The following is a 16,792-nucleotide window of genomic DNA, read 5'->3' on the forward strand; positions in this document are numbered from 1 at the left end:
ACCACCAAGGCGACCGGCGCCCGGATATCGGTCCCCACGACCGCCCCGGCCGTCGCCGCCGCGACCGCCGGCAAGTCCGCCGTCGCCGCCTCCGACGCCCGCTCGGCCAAGGCCGACGACGCCCGCAAGGTGATCTGGGCCGCCACCGGCAAGCCCGTCCTCGCCTGGGAGACCGTGGTCACCGGTACGCAGGCCGACGGCACCCCGAGCCGCCGCCACGTCATCACCGACGCCACCAGCGGCAAGGAGCTCTACTCCTACGAGTCCATCGAGACCGGCGTCGGCAACACCATGTACAGCGGCCAGGTCACGCTCGGCACCTCCGGCTCCGGCTCGTACACCCTGACCGACGCCACGCGCGGCGGTCACAAGACGTACGACCTCAAGGGCGGCAGCTCCGGCACCGGCACGCTCTTCACCAACACCACCAACACCTTCGGCAACGGCCTCGCGTCCAACCGCGAGACCGCCGCCGCCGACGCCCACTACGGCGCCGCGATGACCTGGGACTTCTACAAGAACGAGCTGGGCCGCAACGGCATCCGCGGCAACGGCGTCGCCGCCTACTCCCGCGTCCACTACGGCAACGCGTACGTGAACGCCTTCTGGGACGACTCCTGCTTCTGCATGACGTACGGCGACGGCTCCGGCAACAGCAAGCCGCTGACCTCCCTCGACGTGGCCGGCCACGAGATGTCCCACGGCCTGACCGCCTCGACGGCCGGTCTGGTCTACAGCGGTGAGTCCGGCGGCCTCAACGAGGCCACCTCGGACATCTTCGGCACCTCGGTCGAGTTCTACGCCAACAACGCCACCGACAAGGGTGACTACCTCATCGGCGAGAAGATCGACATCAACGGCAACGGCACGCCGCTGCGTTACATGGACAAGCCGTCCAAGGACGGCGCGTCCAAGGACGCGTGGTACTCCGGCATCGGCAGCGTCGACGTCCACTACTCGTCGGGCCCGGCCAACCACTTCTTCTACCTGCTGTCCGAGGGCAGCGGCGCGAAGACCATCAACGGCGTCAGCTACAACTCGCCCACCGCGAACGGCGTCACCGTCACCGGCATCGGCCGGACCAAGGCCTACAAGATCTGGTACAAGGCCCTGACCACCTACATGACCTCCACCACCAACTACTCGGGCGCCCGCGCGGCCACCCTCTCCGCGGCCTCTTCCCTCTACGGCGCGAGCAGCGCCGAGTACACCGCGGTCGCGAACGCCTGGAACGGCGTCAACGTCACCAAGTAAGCCCGCCCGTGCGGTCACCGGCGGCATGCCGCCGGTGACCGCGCCGCTGGTGACAGGCATCAAAGAGCCGTCCCCGACCGCCGATGCGGTCGGGGACGGCTTTTGGTGTGTCAGGCGAGGCGTCCGAGGAAGGTTCGCCAGGCGTCGGGGGTGAAGGTGAGGGCCGGGCCGGCGGGGTGCTTGCTGTCGCGGACGGGGACGAGGTGGGGGAGGTTGGGGGCGACTTCGACGCACTCGCCCTGCGCGCCGCTGTAGCTGCTGGTGCGCCAGGCGGCTTCGGTGAGGTCGGGCAGAACGAGGTTGACCTGGTTCATGGTCTGTACTCCTTGGCGATGCGACGAATCAGCGCGAGCGATGACGTGGCCGAAGAGCTGTCGAAATGTGGCGACGCGGTCGGGGACCCGTTTTTGTCGTGTCAGGCGAGGTGTCCGAGGAAGGTCCGCCAGGCGTCGGGGGTGAACGCGAGGGCCGGGCCGGCGGGGCGCTTGCTGTCGCGGACGGGGACGAGGTGGGGGAGGTTGGGGGCGACTTCGACGCAGTCCCCCTGCCCGCCGCTGTAGCTGCTCGTACGCCACATCGAGGTGACTGCATCCGGTGTCGGGTGGACGTTGTTGCTCATTCCCGGTACTCCTTGGCGACGCGATGGATCAGCTCAAGCGATTCCGTCGGTGGCAGAGCTGCCATGCGCGCATCGTCGAACAGTGCGCGGTAGCGGGCGACCTCGAGCTCTCCCTCTATCCAGATATTGCCGGTCGGGGCCTCGGTCAGCACCAGGTCGAGCGATGCCATCTGCGGAAAACTCAGCAGCAGGTACGGCCCGAACATACCCGAATGTGCACCCCGCGAGAACGGCAGCACTTGCACGGTGACGTTGGACCGCTCAGCCATGGAGGCCATGTGCTCCAACTGTGCTCGCATGACGGTGGCCCCACCGACTTCCTGCCGGAGGGCGCTTTCCGAGAGAACTGCCCAGTAGTCGATAGGCGTCTCGCTGGTGAGCCGTTCCTGCCGAGCGAGGCGCACGTCGACGAAGCGATCGATTTCCTCGGCCGTCTGCCAGGTGCGTGAGGCGACGGTCACGGCCCGCCCGTACTCTGCCGTCTGCAAGAGGCCGGGAACCAATTGCACCTGGTAGGTCCGGATGCTGTCGCAGATCGCTTCCATCTCGATCTGATCGCGGTACGAGTCGCTGAGCAGGGAGCTGTAGTCATGCCACCAGCCCTCGCGGCGGCGTCGGTTGGCGCGTCGGGCCAGTGCCGTGAGCCGTTCGCGCGCTGCCGGGTCGTCCACGCCGTACGCCTGCATGAGCGCGACCAGGTCTGGTGTCCGCACGGGAACGTGACCGTTCTCGATGCGGCTGATCTTGCCCTTGGTGCAGTCCAGGACCTCTGCCGCAGTTGCGGTGGTGAGACCGGCTGCGTCGCGGAATCGCTTGAGTTCGTCGCCGAGTTGGCGACCGAGCACGGTGGATGGCTTCACGTTCGGCATAGACACGTGCCTATCAGAGTTCAGACCCTGGCAGCGGCAGTTTTCCCGAACGGGTGAATGTCGGGCCCAACACTCCATTCAACGTTGCGTGGAGCGACGTCTAGCGGCACTCTCAAGTTCTGCCGGGCCACGCATCAGGCCCGATCCCAGTGGGCTTGAACGACAGCTATCGACCCTTAGGGGGCTGCTGTGTCCGTCATCAGCGAGATCACCTTCCGCCTCTCCCGCCACCGTCGCAGCGCCTCCAGAGCGAGAGCGGTCCTCCACGCGGTCCTGGGTGACTGGGGCGCGGGTCGGGAACTCCTCGAAGCCGCGGAACTCGTCCTCTCCGAACTCGTCACGAACGCCCTGCGCGTACCGGTACCCAGTGACCGGCAGGTGGGGGTGCGGATCGCCCACTCGGCGACGGGCGGCATGCTCCGGCTGGAGGTGAGCGACGCGGGGGATGGGCGGCCCGAGATCCAGAAGCCGGAGGCGGAGGACACCCACGGGCGGGGGCTCCAGATCGTGGACGCGCTCACCGACAACTGGGGCGTCAGCCCGCGCCCGGGCGGCATCGGGAAGACGATGTGGGCGGACCTCAAGGCCCCGGAGCTGGTGCCCGTGCCGCGTACGAGGGAGGCCGCCGCCGTGACCGTCACCAAGGGCCTGTCCGTGCGGGTCGGGCAACAGTGGCGCACCGTGCGGAGCGTGGGGACCGATCGGTACGCGGCCGGGGGCCTTGCGGTGGTGCTCGGCCTGGACGAGGGGCCGCCGCTGCGGGTGCCCGCGGCGACGGCCCTGGTGGTACGGGGGTGGAGCGAGGACCGGGGCGATACCGGGCAGGAGGCCTAGGGGTGACCGGTGGGCCGGCCGTGGGCCGGACCCGTCCCGGGGCGGCCGGCCCGCATGCCTCACGCTCTCCGCGCCTCACGCCTCTCCGTGCGTCACACCACGCCACACCTCACGCGTCGTAGTGGATCACGCCGAACTCGTCCATCGTCGGGTGCATCTTCATCGGCTCGGTGTCGTCCACGTCCGACGGCCGGGGCTTCTCGGGGCCGTCCGGGCCGACCCGGACCATGCGTTCGGTCCGGCAGATGTGGAACAGTCGCCCGTCGAAGGTGAGTTCGTTGGAGCGGCCGAGGGTGCGGAACTCCTCCGCCGCCCGTGCGTACCGCTTGCGCTTCTTGTCGTCGAACTCGTAGATCATCGGCCAGAGTTCGTTCAGCGCGCCGTACAGGAACGCGCGCGCGTCGTGTGGGGTCGTCATCAGGGACCCCTGCGGCTCCCAGGCGGCGCCCCGCTTCTCGACCACCCCGAAGGTGGTCGGCATCAGCACGACCTCCGGGTGGGTCCGTACCGCCTGCTCGGAGTCGGCGCTGACGTCATCCGGGTAGCGCTCCCCGTCGTAGGTGAACTCCCGCAGCCAGAGCCGCAGCGCCTCCGCCATCGGCCGGTTCTCCCGGGCCGGATCGAGGACGAAGTCGAGGTCGGGGGAGGGCGAGCGCTTGCGGCTCAATTCCCAGGAGCACAGGAGCGGTTCGACGTCGGTCGGCCGGGGCGGTTCGAGACCCTCCTGCCCGGACCGCGCCAGCTCGTCGCCCCGCACCACCCGGAACCGTTCGCCCAGCACCTCGACCTCGTCGATCGGCTCCTTCTCCAGGACGGCGACGGCGTCGAGCAACTCCCGGCGCTCGGCGGGGACATCGGTGTCGTCCTTGGCCCGGAACCACAGCATCGAGTGGAGGCTGTCCCGCGACCCCTGCGGCGTCGCGTCCCGCAGCGGCGACACCAGCCGCCAGGCCCCGTCCCGGTGCACGGCGACCCCGAACAGCGCCCCGCGCACCGACAGCGACGGGTAGCGCAGGAACCGCTCCATGGCGTCCCGCTCGCTGACCCAGGCCACGGGGTCCTCCTCCTGGATGAGGTTCTGCTGCGCCTTCTCGATCCGCGACTTCCAGTCATCAATCATGCGCGCATTGTGATCCTTCGGGGCCGCCCGCCGTGCCGAAACGGCCGAACTGTCCGGCGGACGAGCGATGTTGCGACACCGGGCTTGCCACGAGGGCCCCGGTAACGAGGGGTGGGTGCGGGGTGTGAGCGCAGGTCACCGTAGGGTTCGGCTCCCTTGGTGAGAGGAACGATTCGATGCTCGGCTACTGGTTCGCGGTCGTACGCCGCCTGCTCTTCCCCGCGCTGACGACCGGCGCGCTGTTCGCGGCCTGCCTGGCGGCGCTCCTGATCGCGGGCGGGGACGTGGTGGTGAGCGAGGCCGTCCCCGAGGTCCTCGGCGCGGGTGCGGGCAGCGCGTTCGCCTTCCTGGCCATCCTGTCCATGGCCGCCGCCGTGGGCGCGATACGCACGGCCCGCCGGTACGGCCTCGCGCTCGGCCCCGAGGCCGTCGCCCTGCCGAGCGTTCGCGAGGTGCGGGTGCCGGGCATCGCGAAGAGGACCGCGTTCCAGTTGACCGACAGTGTGCGGTACGCGATCGAGAACGACCCCGCCGTGCCGCTCGACGAGGTCACCACCTTCGGCCACGGCACCCTGGACCTGACCCTGAGCGGCCCCTCGGACACCAAGGTCGTCGTCGAGATCCGCATCACCCCCGGCCCGGACACGACGACCGCCACCATCCAGGCGCGTCCCACCGCCACCCACAAGCGCCTGGACTCGGCGGCCTCCTGGGCGATGGCCGGCCTCATCGAGCGCCGCACGCTGGAAGCCCTGCACGCCGAGGCCACCCCGGCCGGCGACCCCGCCTGACCGCCGATCCCGCCGTAGGGGCGGTCAACGACGGCTAGCATGACGGGCCGTCGAACCGGAGTAGACCGGAGGGTGGGGGAGCGGTGAGCGGTCTTACCGAGGCGAAGCTGAAGTCGCTGGCCGGGAAACGTTCATTCGAGCGTGGACTCGACTACGTCGACGACGTATCCGGCCTGGAGATCGGCGACGGCTGGATCAGAGCGTACGTGCGCGGCACGGAGCGGTACGAGGCGGAGCTCCTGCTGGGCGGGCGCAAAGGGCCGACGGGCACCTGCGATTGCCCGTACGGCCAAGAGGGCAACTTCTGCAAGCACTTGGTCGCCCTCGGCCTGACCGCGATCGCCCAGGGGGCCGACCTCCCCGCCCGGCGCGCGTCGGCCCGGGACCGGGCGCGGGGCTTCGAGACCTGGCTGTCCGGTCTGAACCGAGACGAATTGCTCGCACTTCTACGGGAAGAGATGGCCGGGGACCGGCAGCTGCGCCGCCGTCTGGAGGCGCGGGCGGCCGCCGCGCGTGGGGACCTGGCGGTGGTGAGGTCCCGGGTCCGCGAACTGTTCGACATCACCCCGTTCGCCCAGTACGACTATGTCGAGTACTCCGACGCCCGCGCCTACACCGGTCAGGCGAGGCAGGCGGTGGCCGCGATCCGGTCGCTGACCGCCTCGCACCGGGCCGCCGAGGCGATGACCCTGGCGCGGGAGGCGATCGACCTGCTGGCCGGGGTGATCGAACGCGTCGACGACTCCGACGGATCGCTCGAACAGATCGGCACCGACCTCGCCGAAACCCACCACGAGGCCTGCCGCGCCGCCCGTCCCGACCCGGAGGAACTGGCCCACTGGCTGGCCGCGCACGCCGTCGCCGACGCCTCCGACCTGACCGACCTCGACCCGCTCGACTACACGGACCTCCTCGGCGACCGGGGCATGGCCGCCCTGCGCCGGTACGCGGTCGAGGCGTGGCAGGCCAACCGGACGGGCTGGGCCGAGAAGGATCTGATGCGGCGCCTCGCGAAATCCGGGCGGGACATCGACACGGTGATCGCCGTCCACGCGGCGGACCTCGCGCCGAACGGCCACACCCACCTGCTCATCGCCCGCGAACTGGACACGGCGGGCCGGTCCGCCGAAGCCCTCGACTGGGCCGAGCGCGGCATCCGCGACACCGACGACCTCGCCACGATCGACACCGCCCTCGTGGACGACCTCGCCGGTCGGTACGCCCGCGCCGACCGGCTTGCGGATGCCGCCACCCTGCGCCGCGACCACTTCACCGCCTGCCGCACCCTGCCCACGTACCAGCGTCTCCGCGCCGCCGCCCAGGCCGCGAACCGCTGGCCGGCCGAGCGGGCAGCGGCCCTGGACCTCCTGCGCGCCGCCGCCGACCCGACCCTCGTCGACATCCTGCTCGACGACAAGGACACGGAAGCGGCATGGCAGGCGGCCACGACGACCGGCGCCCACGACGGCCAGTGGCTCACCCTCGCCGACCACTCCCGCCCCACCCGCCCCGCCGACGCCCTCACCGTCTACCTCCGCCTGGCCACCCGCCTCACCCACCAGACCGGCAACCACGCCTACGAACAGCTGGTCAGCCTGCTCCTGAGCATCCGCGACTGCCACCGCCACCTCGGCACACCGGACGACTTCACCACGTACGTCACCGCCCTGCGCGCGGCCCATCGCCGCAAGCGGAACCTGATGCGGCTGATGTACGAACACGGCCTGTGAGCCAAGATGACGGGCCGGCCGCCCGGGTGCCCGGGGTGCGCCCCACAGATCAGGCTGCGTTCGAACCCGACGGAGGACCATCGCCCGTCAGCAGGGATGTCGCGCGGCCGGCACGTCGATCGGCATCCCGGGGCAGGTAACGACTCGCCCGCCCGTGCCAGGAGACGACCAGCTCGTCTCGTGCCCGGGTGGCCGCCACGAAGAGCAGGGAACGGGCTCGTTGTTCCTCTTGGCGGCATCGGTCGGGATTGCTCAGCCGGAAGGCCTCGATGCGCTGATGGGGGATCAAACCTTCGCTGACGCCGGCAAGAAACACCCGCTGGAATTCGAGCCCCTTGAAACGGTGCATGGTGCCGATGCGCACGGTGTCGGTGTCGCGGGGGCCCTCCCTGCCGATCTCGCTTGCGGGAATCAGGAAAGGCTTGCACGCCAGTGTGTAGGCGAGCTGGGTGACTGCGGCCTTGTCCGGAACGCTGACGGCCATGGCCGCGTACGGAGTGCCGTAGTGCTCGTGTCGCTCCTTGAGCAGCGTGGCGATGGCCCTCATCTCGGTCTCCCAGTCGGGAGCACGCCAGTACTGGGGGGCCAGTCCCGTGAGGATGGAGCGGTACCCGTCCAGAGTGTCCGCACCGTCGTCGAGATCGTCGAAGCTCTCGCCGTGCACGAGACCGTGAGCACTGCCGAGGATCTCGCGCGTCGTGCGGTAGTTCAATGTCAGCCGCCGGGAGGCCCGGCCGGGAGTGCTGATGCCGAGCCTGCCCAGGACGACCTGGTGCGAATAGATACGCTGGTGGGCGTCCCCGACCAGGAAGATGTCGTTCGGCCCAGGCGCCACCATCGCTCGTAGCATCCGCCAGTGCGAGGCCGACAGGTCCTGAGCCTCGTCCACCACGATGTGGTGGTATCGAGGCTTGAGCCACATGCCGCTGCCGGCTTCGCGGTGGATGAGGTCCAGGCCGCCCTGCTCTTCCTTGTAACGCGCCTGTTCTGCGGCCTTGGCCATGCGGTGTTCCTCGATCCGCGCGGCCTCGTCGGCGATCAGCGCGTACGTGCTGCGCTTGGGTGGACCGTCCAGGAGCGCCCGGTACTTCGCCACCAGCTCCCATACTTGCTTCCGGCCGGCTCGTTGCAGCACACCCCGGCCCCGCCGTTCGGCCCGGAGGTACAGGCGTTCGGTACCACAGCCCTGGGCGAGGATGACGTGCTTGAACTCTGAGTCGAGGAAGTCGGCGTCGAAATCGAAGACCCCCGCCTCGGCGCACACCCGGTGCCAGAGAGCCATGGCCTCCTCGTCGCCCATGGGCATGCCGAGCACGGAGCTCGGATGCTGCTCGACCACTTCCCTGGCCAGCTGGTCCACGGACTTGACGTCGACCCGGCCTACGAGAGCGTCACCGCCGAGTCGCTGCAGGCGCTCCTTCAGATCGGCTGCGAGGTTGGTGTTGTACGTGGTCAGCAGGACGGGTCTGGTCTGCCCCGGTGGCAGCTGGGCGGCGAGGTGCCGGACCCGATGGAGGGCCACGACCGTCTTGCCGGTGCCCGGTCCCCCGGTGACCTTTGCCGATCCCTTGAACGATGCGGTGGCGAGCCTGTGCTGTTCGGGGTGGAGAAAGAGCCGCCAGGCGTCGAAGCCGTCCCCGAGCGCGTCCAGTACAGCCGCGTCCTCGGTACTGACCTGGGATACGGGGCGTCGTGCCGCCCGGGCCCAGTCCCACGGGTCGACCTCTTCGTCCGCCCGCCATTGGTCGGTGATGAACCTGCGGACTTCGAGCGGCTCCATGCCGTCATGCAGCGCGAGCAGTACTTCCCGGGTGAGACCGGGAAGGTTGTGGCTGAGGACGGCACTCAGCTGACGGCCGTCGGTGATCCTCCGCAGGGTGGGCAGGAGAGAGGCGGTGACCCCCAGGCCGACCAGTTCCTCGTCCTCGTACGGGGCGAAGAGAGGGACCGGAAGGGCGGCGGCGGCCGGCGCGGTCTCGGAAGCGACGGCCTCGATGCCGGAAGGGACAGCGGATGCGTCAGTGACGGAGGGCTGCCTTGGTGTGGTGCCCGGTTGTGAACCGGGCTCGGGGCGTACGGGCATCGCCACCACATTGGCGCTGACCTCGCTCTGGTCGACGAGCTCGACACCACCGGAGACCGCGTTGATCTCCACGGTCAGCCGGGCGAGCTCTTCCCGGGCCGACGGCCCGATCCGGACGGCCAGCAGACTGAAGCGGTTCTCCTCGGTTTCGAGCAGCAGCCCCATACGGCTGCTGTCGAGCGCCGCGACGAACAGACGCCCGTTTCCGCCCGCCTCACGAAGCAAGGTCAGCCGCAGGGCCCGGTTGGACCGGTCGGCCCGCAGTCGGCGGACGAAGTCGCCCACCGAGTTCTTCGTCGCCGCGTCGAGGCGCCGGATGTCCTCGTTGGCCTGCGGCGTGACCGCGACCTGTGTCCTGACCCCATGGCTCATTGCCGGTCCCCTCCCTCTCCGGACGCGCCCTGCCGCCCGTCGTCGAGCAGGGCTGCGAGCTCCTTCTCGTCCCATCCGCCAGGCGCCCGGACCCGCCACCCCGCCGCGGCGCACTCCGCCATGTAGGCGTCGTCGGCCGCGTCCTCTTCCAGGACCACCGCGATCCTGCGGTCCGGCCAGGCCAGTTCGAGCGGCCGGGAGATACCGGCGGCATCCCAGCCGGCCTCGGCGGCCCGCACGTCCCCGCGGTCCGAGAGCGTCTTGGCGAGGGCCTCGATCGCCGGGTCGCCCACATACGACAGCTCGCGCAAGACGAGCTCCCAGGCGGCGCGTTCCAGCGCGGTGGGAGTCGCGGGCGTCCCGACGGCGGCGGGTACGGGACGCACGGCCGCTTCGCCGGCCGTCCCCGGACTCGCGTTCTGGTCCTCGTGCTCCGGCACGACGAGCCCTGTCCCCGGGAGCGCGTCCCGCAGGGCCGTGAGCAGTCCGTCCGCCCGTACGGCCGTGGCCGCGAGCAGCCCCGCGTCGAACGAGTCCAGCTCGCTGCGGGCGAGTTGCAGCCCGTCGGCTCGGCCGGTCCCGGTCGGATCCAGGAACTGGAGTACGTTCCCCCAGCTCAGCCACGCCTTCCAACGCCGTCGATGGGTATCGCTGTCACCGGCCACCGCCTCCGCGCGGTCGTCGAGAACAGCCAGCGCACTCAGCCCCTGCGGTTTCACCCGGGCGTCGCCGATCAACACCAGTGGCAGGCCGGAGCCGTCACGAACGGGGAAGAGCTTCAGGCCATGACCGCTGACCGGCGGACGTTCGGCGCCCCGCAACGTCGCTTCGATCCATGGCACGGCGGCCTCGGGAGAGGCGTCCACGACCTCCTCCCGCTTCGCCAACGGGAGCAGCCCTCCGACACAAAGACGGGCCATCGCGTGCCAGCGCCGCAGATCAGGGTCGGCCAGGAAGCCGAGCAGGGCGGGGATGGCCCCTGCGAACACCCGGTCGATTTCGCTCGGATCCTGCTTCTGCTTCTCCCAACTGGCCCGTGCCCGGCCCCCCGGCGAGGCTTTGCCCTCGACGTCGTACGGCGGCCACGCGGCCCGCGCCGACGGCCCGGCCAGAGCGGGGGTGAGCGCTTGCGCGGCCTCGTCCCCTTCCGCCGCCGCACTCCGCCCTGCCCGGCCCCGCAGCTCCTTCTCCCAGGCCATGACGTCGTCCCAGGTGATCTGCCAGACCAGTATGCCGTCGGCACGCAGTCGGGCCCGCTTGGCGGCGTCCCCCGCGATCCGGTTCGTCGCCGCGGACGCGTGCCACCGGTAGCCGTCCAGGTAGACGGCCACGGGCAGGGGCGGCGCGCCGTCCGAGGTGGTCTCACCCGCGACGGGACGCAGCAGCAGGTCCGGCACCGTCCCCTGCGCGTGCAGCGGCTTCTGGGCCACCGACTCCCAGCGGATCGGCGAGCCGTCCCGCCGACGCAGGGTGAACTGCTTGCCCTGCCGGCCGGTCGGGGTCTCCTCGTGTTCCACGTCCGCCTGGTTGGCGGGTTCGGCGAGCCAGCGGTCGAGGCAGTCGATGAAGCGCCGCTCCAGGTCGCTCTGCGCCTGCTGGGCGAAGCGCCTCCGGTGCTCCTCCTCGTCTTCCTCGCGGCCCGCCCGGTCCTTGCGGACGGGCTTGACGTCCCACCGGCTGCGGCCGTCCTCGCCGAGCACGTCGTCGAGCATCCACAGGGCCTCGCGGCGGTCCAGGAACGCGTACTCGCGCTCCGGCGCATACCCCAGCAGACACAGGTGGCACGCGCGCCGGGACCCGTCTCGGCACGGGCAGTCGCGCAGATACGCCTGGGCAGCTGCCAGGACCGCCCGGAACTCCTCGCCCACGCCCTCGACGAGCCGCTGGAGGTATCCGGTGCCGCCGGGCAGCGAGTCGTAGAGCACCAGGTAGTTGCGGGTGAGCCCGGTCTCGCGGTCCGGCTCCGTGCTCGGCGTCGACCGGATGTGCGCCGGATCCCCGCCGTAACGCAGTGCGAGCCCCAGGTGCAGAGCCGCGGAGAACGACGCCAGCCGCTCCGGCACATGCAGCGTCGCGGCGGGCAGCAGGATGCGCAGCGCCTCGGTACGGTGCTCGGTCGCGGTGATCACCCGGCGGTCCTGGGCCTGGACGGCCCGGCCGCGGCGCCGTGTGGGACACCAGGGACGGTGATGCGCCAACTCCGGGCGCCCGGTCAGCGATTCGGACAGCTCCTCCTGTACGGGGGCGTGACCGGGATCGCGGTCGGTGGCGCCGCCGCACAGCGGGCAGAGCACGAAGGGCGTGAGGGTGACCTCGGTGCCGGCGAAGAACGTGTCCGGGCGCCGGCTCAGTTTGGCGGGCCCGAGGTTGAACCTCCGGATGACTGCCTCGCGTACGTGGTCGACGCCGAAAGTGGCGCCCAAGTGTCGCCAGCTCTCCTTGATCGCGGCCGGGTCGATGTCCACAGCGGTGGCGGTCGAGTAGTAGCGCTGGTTGCGCGAGTCGCGGTCGTCGATGATCCGGGCGTCGTCCCGCTTGTCCCGTGAAGTCACCTTGTGCGGGACGATCACATGATGCAGCGCGGCCCTGCCGCCGATGCCGGGTCCGGCACAGCGAGGGCAGGCCGACTTGTCGGCCTCGGCGTTCTCCGTACGCACGTGTCCGCAGTCACGGCACACCCGCCAGGTGACCACGGCGGAACGCGGGTCCTCCTCGTCATCCTTGGGGCGCGGGCCGAGATCGAAGCCGTCGATCGTGTGGTGATAGCCGAGGACGTAGTACGAGTTCCCGGGGGCCAGCTCGGTGAGCGCCGACTCGGAGGGCCGTGTGTACGTCCGGGTCTCGGTGCGCCACTGTGACGCCGGCGCCTTGTCCGCGTCGGCACCGGCGGCACTCCGAGCACGTCGGGCAGGCTCCTTGCGGGTCAGCGCGGCCTCAAGCCGTACGCCGTCCTCCACGAGGCTGTAGTTCGGCAGCAGTCCCCATTCGACCAGGAACGCCTGGGCCCCTGCCTGCGCGAAATCCTGGATCTGCTTGGCGACGGCCATCGCCTCCCGGACGAGGTTCCGCTTCTCCCGGGCCTCGTCCTCCACGTTCTCGTGGAGCGCCTCCGCCGCTTCGTTGATCAGGGCGCGCCGGTCCACGAGCTCGGCCCTCTCGGCTTCCCATGCCTCCTCGGCGTCCCGCAACTCCTCGGCCAGCTTCCCTGCGGCATAGCGGTGCAGGGTGGAACGGGCGTCCTTGGAGACTCCGGAGTCCGGCACTCCGTCGATCTCGGGGAACAGCTTCAGGAAGTCGTCGACCAGGTCACGCCGTCCGGTCACGGCCTGAGAGAACCGCCGCAGCCAGCCGACCCGCCCGAACAGGGCCGTCACCCGGTCGGGCAGCGGGGTGACGCCCTCCAGCCGGCCGCGCGCGGCCAGGTCGACGAGGTGGGCGACGTACTGACGCCGTAGCAGCTCGCCCGCCGACAGGAAACATCCGGGCGGCAGGATCCGCCCCGCGATCAACTGGCGAGGCTCGGACAGGTGGTAGAGGGCGCGGGGGCTGGTGTCGGCGAGCGACACCATGAGCGCGTTGCCCGTGGAGCGGCCCGCCCGGCCGACCCGCTGGACGTATCCGGCGGTGCTCGGCGGCAGCGACGCCAGCACGACGGCTTCCAACTGGCCGATGTCGATGCCGAGTTCCAGTGTGGGCGTGCAGGAGAGCACGTTCGGATCGGTGTGTCGGACACCCTGCCGGAAGCCCTTCTCGACCTCCTCGCGCTCCTTGCGGCCGAGCACACCGGTGTGCTCGGCGGCGACCACGCTGTACGGCCCTGCCTCCCGGTACAGCCGCCGGTAATAATCCAGCCGGTAATCCCGTCCGGCCCGGCCGGGAGCGTTCTTGGAGGGAACCGCCAGCTGTCCCGCGCAGCCCTTGAGCAGACAGGGCAGGCCCTGCCACACCCCGACCCGCTCCGGTGGCACGGTCTGCGTCCAGCCGCACTCCGGGCAGACCAGGGCCGCGTGCGCCGTCTGCTCGTCGGTCAGCGGCCGCACCCGGATATGCCCGGGAGTGAGCCCGTAGACCCCGTGCTCCCGGTTGCTGCCGCCCGCCTTGTTCTCCCCGGTGCGCCGGTGGGCCAAGGCGCCGATGTCAGCGTGGGCCAACTGCGGCATCAGCTCGGCCAGATAGCTTGTGGCGAGGGCGCGGTCCATACCCAGGCAGCGCTCCGCGAAGTCGGCGTACCAGCTCTCCTTGGTGTCGACCCGTTCGAAGTCCGTCCGGCCCGAGCGCGCTCCCACCAGGATGAAGGCCGGTGCGTCCGAGTTCCGCCCGAAGGCCTGCATGCCTTCGGGACGTCCGCCCCAGACCGTGTAGCGGCTGCGTCCCTCGGCGTCTATGAAATCGTCCAGCCACGTGTGACGGATGCCGCCGCTGATCCGCACGTGCTCCAGGAGTCCGCGGACGAATCCCTCGAAGCGGCGCAGTCGTTCCGGTCCGGAAGCGGGCAGGGTCGGCCGTGCGCTCTTTCCGGCCGGCTCGTTGCCGTCCTCCGCCTCTTCGGGGTCCACGGGCAGCTGCCGCCGCAGATGCTCCTCGTACAGTCCCTCGGCGAGCTTGGCGGCACTTCCCGGATCCGGCAGGTACACCTCGGCCGCCGCCGTGCGGGTCAGCTCCAGTGTCCGGCCCATCCGGGAGTTAAGCCCGAACTCCAGCAGGGTGTTGAACGCCAGCCGCTCACCGACCAGATCCCACGTGCCCTTCGGCAGCCGCTTCTTGCCGGCGAGGAGCCGCTTCACCCGGTCCACGTCGTGCAGGTCGGGCGGCACGACCGAGGCGAGCAGCTTCTCCTTGTCCACGGAAGCTCGCCTCACCAGCGCGGCGATCAGCTCGTTGAGCGGTACGCCGTCGGCAGCGAGGCCCGATTCCTCCGCCGTGCGCTCCGTCAGCTGTTCCTGGATAAGCGACCGCAGGGAGAACTTCCAGGCCCGCGATGCCACGAACCCGGCCCGATGCGCCGCGTCCTGCACGGAGTCGTTGAAGATCAGGGTCTTGCGCCGGTCGCTGCCCTCGGCGTCCTCCTTCGGCAGCTCCCCACCGGTGAACAGCTGCGTGACGGCCACGGAGGCGAGCGGGGCGACACCGGCACCGAGGAAGCGGATGCCCTGCGCCTGTCCGCACGCCGGGCAGCGGTCCTGCTTCGTGTACTCGTCCTGATCGGCGTTGTCGAACCACGCCTTGACGAACACCCCGTTCTCCGGAGTCTCCGCGATCGAGCCGTCGGCTCGGAACACCTCGTCGGGATCGATCCGGCGCAGTGCCTCCCCGCTGTCCTCCAGGACGAGCACGGTCGCCTCACGCTCTGCCGCCCGCTTTCCGCGCCGTATGTTCCGGCCGAGTGTCTGCCGGGCCTGCCTCGCCGCCTCGGCGGGAGTCGCCGCGATGAGCGCCCGCACCCGCGCCTTGCCGTTGCCGCCGCCCGCGCTGAGCCGGTAGACGTCATCAGGCGCGGTGACCAGGGAGGTCGGGTTCCGCTCGGGGACGATGGCGCTCCAGCCGGACCGCCCGCAGTGCCGGCAGTACGCCGACGGCAGCCGCCCGGCCCGCGCCACGGCCTGGCGCCGGTCCGCCTGCGCGGCGGAGACGACTGCCGCGGTGGCGGCCTGATCGGCGTCCGTCCAGGAGAAGACGGGCTTCGGCGACACGAACCGCAGCACGCGGGAGAGCGAGCGCACCCACAGGTGCGTCTCGACGAGCAGCAGGGGCCGTTTCTGATCGGCGGGCGCCTTCGGATCGCGGGCCACCGAGATCAGCGCGATGAACCGGTCCAGCGCGGTGGCCGCCCCCTTCGGATCCTGGGCCGCCGTCACCCGCCACGCGGAACTGGTGGGGAAGGAGGCCAGGATCTCCTCGGCCGTGAGTGGCTGGTCCACATCGGCTGTCAGCAGATCGTGGGTGAGCGGGTGCGCGAGGAGACGGCGTCCCATCTCGCGGGCGTCGGACGTGTCGCAGCCGAGCACCATGCGGCAGACGGCGTCGAGCCCGTCATCACTGGCGGCCGGATCGGGCAGGGCCACGAGATCAGTGGGGGAGGGCAGCGGCAGGGACAGGTCGACGGGGGAGAGGAAGGAGTTCAGGTCGCGCCGGTCTTCCCCGACCACCGCGTCATCGGGGAAGCGCATGCCGAACACCTGTGAGGCCACGTCGAGCATGGCCCGGGGGCCGCTCGCGCCGCCCTGGTCCTGCCGGTCGGGCACGGGCGACTCGCCGAGCGTCGCCGAGGTCGCCACCGGGCAGATCGAGCCCAGCGGACGCCCCTCCTCGGCAGCCCCGACGGCTGTGCCGAGCCGCCGCAGCAGCATGGCGACATCGGTGCCCTGCGCGCCGTCGTACGTGTGGAACTCGTCGATCACGATGTACGCGAGGTCGGTGTCGGCCCACAGCGGGGCGTCCTGCTGCCGCTGGAGCAGGAGGTCCAGCATTTTGTAGTTCGTGATCAGGATGTCCGGCGGATTCCGCCGGATCTCGGCCCGGTCCACCGCGACCCGCCCGTACGGCGAGCCGTTCTTGGCGGAGCTCGCCTCACCGATGTACAGCCCGGCCGTCACGTCCGCCAGGCGCTCATCGGTCAACAGCTTGCCGATCCGGTCGGCCTGGTCACCGGCGAGGGCGTTCATCGGGTAGAGCAGCACGGCCTTGATCCCGTGCTTGCCGGCTGCCTTGGCGCGCCGGCAGTGGTCGATGATCGGGACGAGGAACGACTCGGTCTTTCCGGAGCCCGTACCGGTGGTGACGAGCGTGGGCTGCGGGACGTGTCCGTCCTTGGTGGTCAGGCGCGCGAAGGCGTCGGCCTGATGCGCGTATGGCCAGAAATCGCCCTTGTGCCAGTCGAGGTGCCGCTGCCAGCCGTCCTCGGCGGCCCGGAAGGGCCGCCGGATCCGGTGGTACGGCCCGCGGAAGAGCCCGTCGGCCGGGTCGGTGAGGAAGTCGGTCAGCGCTTCCTGGGTGTCGGGCTCCGCCAGCGCGAACGTAGTGGTCAGATACTCGACTGTCGTGTCGCGCAATGCCTGCGCGGCGAGTGTGGGTCTCATGGCGCCCGCCGGCCCTCCCCGTACGTCCTGCTCCGGTGTTGCCC

Annotated in this window: 10 protein-coding genes; 4 read left to right on the forward strand and 6 right to left on the reverse strand. The window is 70.6% G+C overall.

All coding sequences use genetic code 11. The features are described 5' to 3' along the window. Nucleotides 1–1,254, forward strand: a 1,254-nt coding sequence (locus tag ABZ990_RS13190) for a M4 family metallopeptidase (RefSeq protein ID WP_361229890.1), incomplete at its 5' end; no start/stop codon positions are given. Nucleotides 1,255–1,364: 110 nt separating this feature from the next. Here the strand turns inward: ABZ990_RS13190 and ABZ990_RS13195 are convergent. The 3 genes from ABZ990_RS13195 to ABZ990_RS13205 all read right to left on the reverse strand — a co-directional run bounded on the left by ABZ990_RS13195 (nucleotide 1,365) and on the right by ABZ990_RS13205 (nucleotide 2,742). Further along, nucleotides 1,365–1,568 carry a DUF397 domain-containing protein gene (locus tag ABZ990_RS13195; protein ID WP_361229893.1) on the reverse strand — a complete coding sequence of 68 codons (204 nt, stop codon included), beginning with the start codon at nucleotides 1,566–1,568 and terminating at the stop codon, nucleotides 1,365–1,367. A 101-nt stretch (nucleotides 1,569–1,669) separates the two neighbouring features. After that, the gene (locus ABZ990_RS13200; RefSeq protein ID WP_361229896.1) at nucleotides 1,670–1,873 is read right to left on the reverse strand and encodes a DUF397 domain-containing protein; all 204 of its coding nucleotides are present in this window, start codon (nucleotides 1,871–1,873) and stop codon (nucleotides 1,670–1,672) included. After that, the gene (locus ABZ990_RS13205) at nucleotides 1,870–2,742 is read right to left on the reverse strand and encodes a helix-turn-helix transcriptional regulator (protein ID WP_361229899.1); all 873 of its coding nucleotides are present in this window, start codon (nucleotides 2,740–2,742) and stop codon (nucleotides 1,870–1,872) included. Before ABZ990_RS13205 ends, ABZ990_RS13200 begins: the two co-directional genes overlap by 4 nt. A 189-nt stretch (nucleotides 2,743–2,931) precedes the next feature. Here ABZ990_RS13205 and ABZ990_RS13210 point away from each other — a divergent pair, with 189 nt between their 5' ends. After that, nucleotides 2,932–3,576 (forward strand): ATP-binding protein, encoded by a 645-nt coding sequence (locus tag ABZ990_RS13210; protein WP_361229902.1) that lies wholly within the window; start codon nucleotides 2,932–2,934, stop codon nucleotides 3,574–3,576. A gap of 109 nt (nucleotides 3,577–3,685) precedes the next feature. Here ABZ990_RS13210 and ABZ990_RS13215 read toward each other — a convergent pair whose 3' ends face one another. After that, nucleotides 3,686–4,696: a DUF5954 family protein gene (locus ABZ990_RS13215; protein ID WP_361229905.1), complete on the reverse strand. Its 1,011-nt coding sequence runs from the start codon at nucleotides 4,694–4,696 to the stop codon at nucleotides 3,686–3,688. A gap of 176 nt (nucleotides 4,697–4,872) precedes the next feature. Between ABZ990_RS13215 and ABZ990_RS13220 the strand changes: the two genes are divergently transcribed. After that, the gene (locus ABZ990_RS13220) at nucleotides 4,873–5,487 is read left to right on the forward strand and encodes a hypothetical protein (RefSeq protein ID WP_361229908.1); all 615 of its coding nucleotides are present in this window, start codon (nucleotides 4,873–4,875) and stop codon (nucleotides 5,485–5,487) included. Nucleotides 5,488–5,570: 83 nt separating this feature from the next. Next, complete coding sequence (locus tag ABZ990_RS13225; protein WP_361229911.1) at nucleotides 5,571–7,217, forward strand: DUF6880 family protein; 1,647 nt, start codon at nucleotides 5,571–5,573, stop codon at nucleotides 7,215–7,217. A gap of 49 nt (nucleotides 7,218–7,266) precedes the next feature. Here the strand turns inward: ABZ990_RS13225 and ABZ990_RS13230 are convergent, their stop codons facing one another. Both ABZ990_RS13230 and ABZ990_RS13235 read right to left on the reverse strand, forming a co-directional pair. Beyond that, a complete protein-coding gene (locus ABZ990_RS13230) occupies nucleotides 7,267–9,672 on the reverse strand; it encodes a UvrD-helicase domain-containing protein (protein ID WP_361229913.1) in 2,406 nt (801 codons plus the stop codon). Continuing rightward, a complete protein-coding gene (locus ABZ990_RS13235; RefSeq protein WP_361229915.1) occupies nucleotides 9,669–16,748 on the reverse strand; it encodes a DEAD/DEAH box helicase in 7,080 nt (2,359 codons plus the stop codon). The genes ABZ990_RS13230 and ABZ990_RS13235 overlap by 4 nt, the downstream gene beginning before the upstream one ends. Between the last annotated feature and the right edge of the window lie 44 nt (nucleotides 16,749–16,792).

Source organism: Streptomyces sp. NPDC046203, from assembly GCF_040646255.1.
GTDB lineage: Bacteria > Actinomycetota > Actinomycetes > Streptomycetales > Streptomycetaceae > Streptomyces.

What these genes read in the sequence shown, in the direction of transcription:
- ABZ990_RS13220 (WP_361229908.1), top strand. Translation starts at nt 4,873, where the DNA reads ATGCTCGGCTACTGGTTCGCGGTCGTACGCCGCCTGCTCTTCCCCGCG.
- ABZ990_RS13200 (WP_361229896.1), bottom strand. Translation starts at nt 1,873, where the DNA reads ATGAGCAACAACGTCCACCCGACACCGGATGCAGTCACCTCGATGTGG.
- ABZ990_RS13230 (WP_361229913.1), bottom strand. Translation starts at nt 9,672, where the DNA reads ATGAGCCATGGGGTCAGGACACAGGTCGCGGTCACGCCGCAGGCCAAC.
- ABZ990_RS13195 (WP_361229893.1), bottom strand. Translation starts at nt 1,568, where the DNA reads ATGAACCAGGTCAACCTCGTTCTGCCCGACCTCACCGAAGCCGCCTGG.
- ABZ990_RS13215 (WP_361229905.1), bottom strand. Translation starts at nt 4,696, where the DNA reads ATGATTGATGACTGGAAGTCGCGGATCGAGAAGGCGCAGCAGAACCTC.
- ABZ990_RS13205 (WP_361229899.1), bottom strand. Translation starts at nt 2,742, where the DNA reads ATGCCGAACGTGAAGCCATCCACCGTGCTCGGTCGCCAACTCGGCGAC.
- ABZ990_RS13235 (WP_361229915.1), bottom strand. Translation starts at nt 16,748, where the DNA reads ATGAGACCCACACTCGCCGCGCAGGCATTGCGCGACACGACAGTCGAG.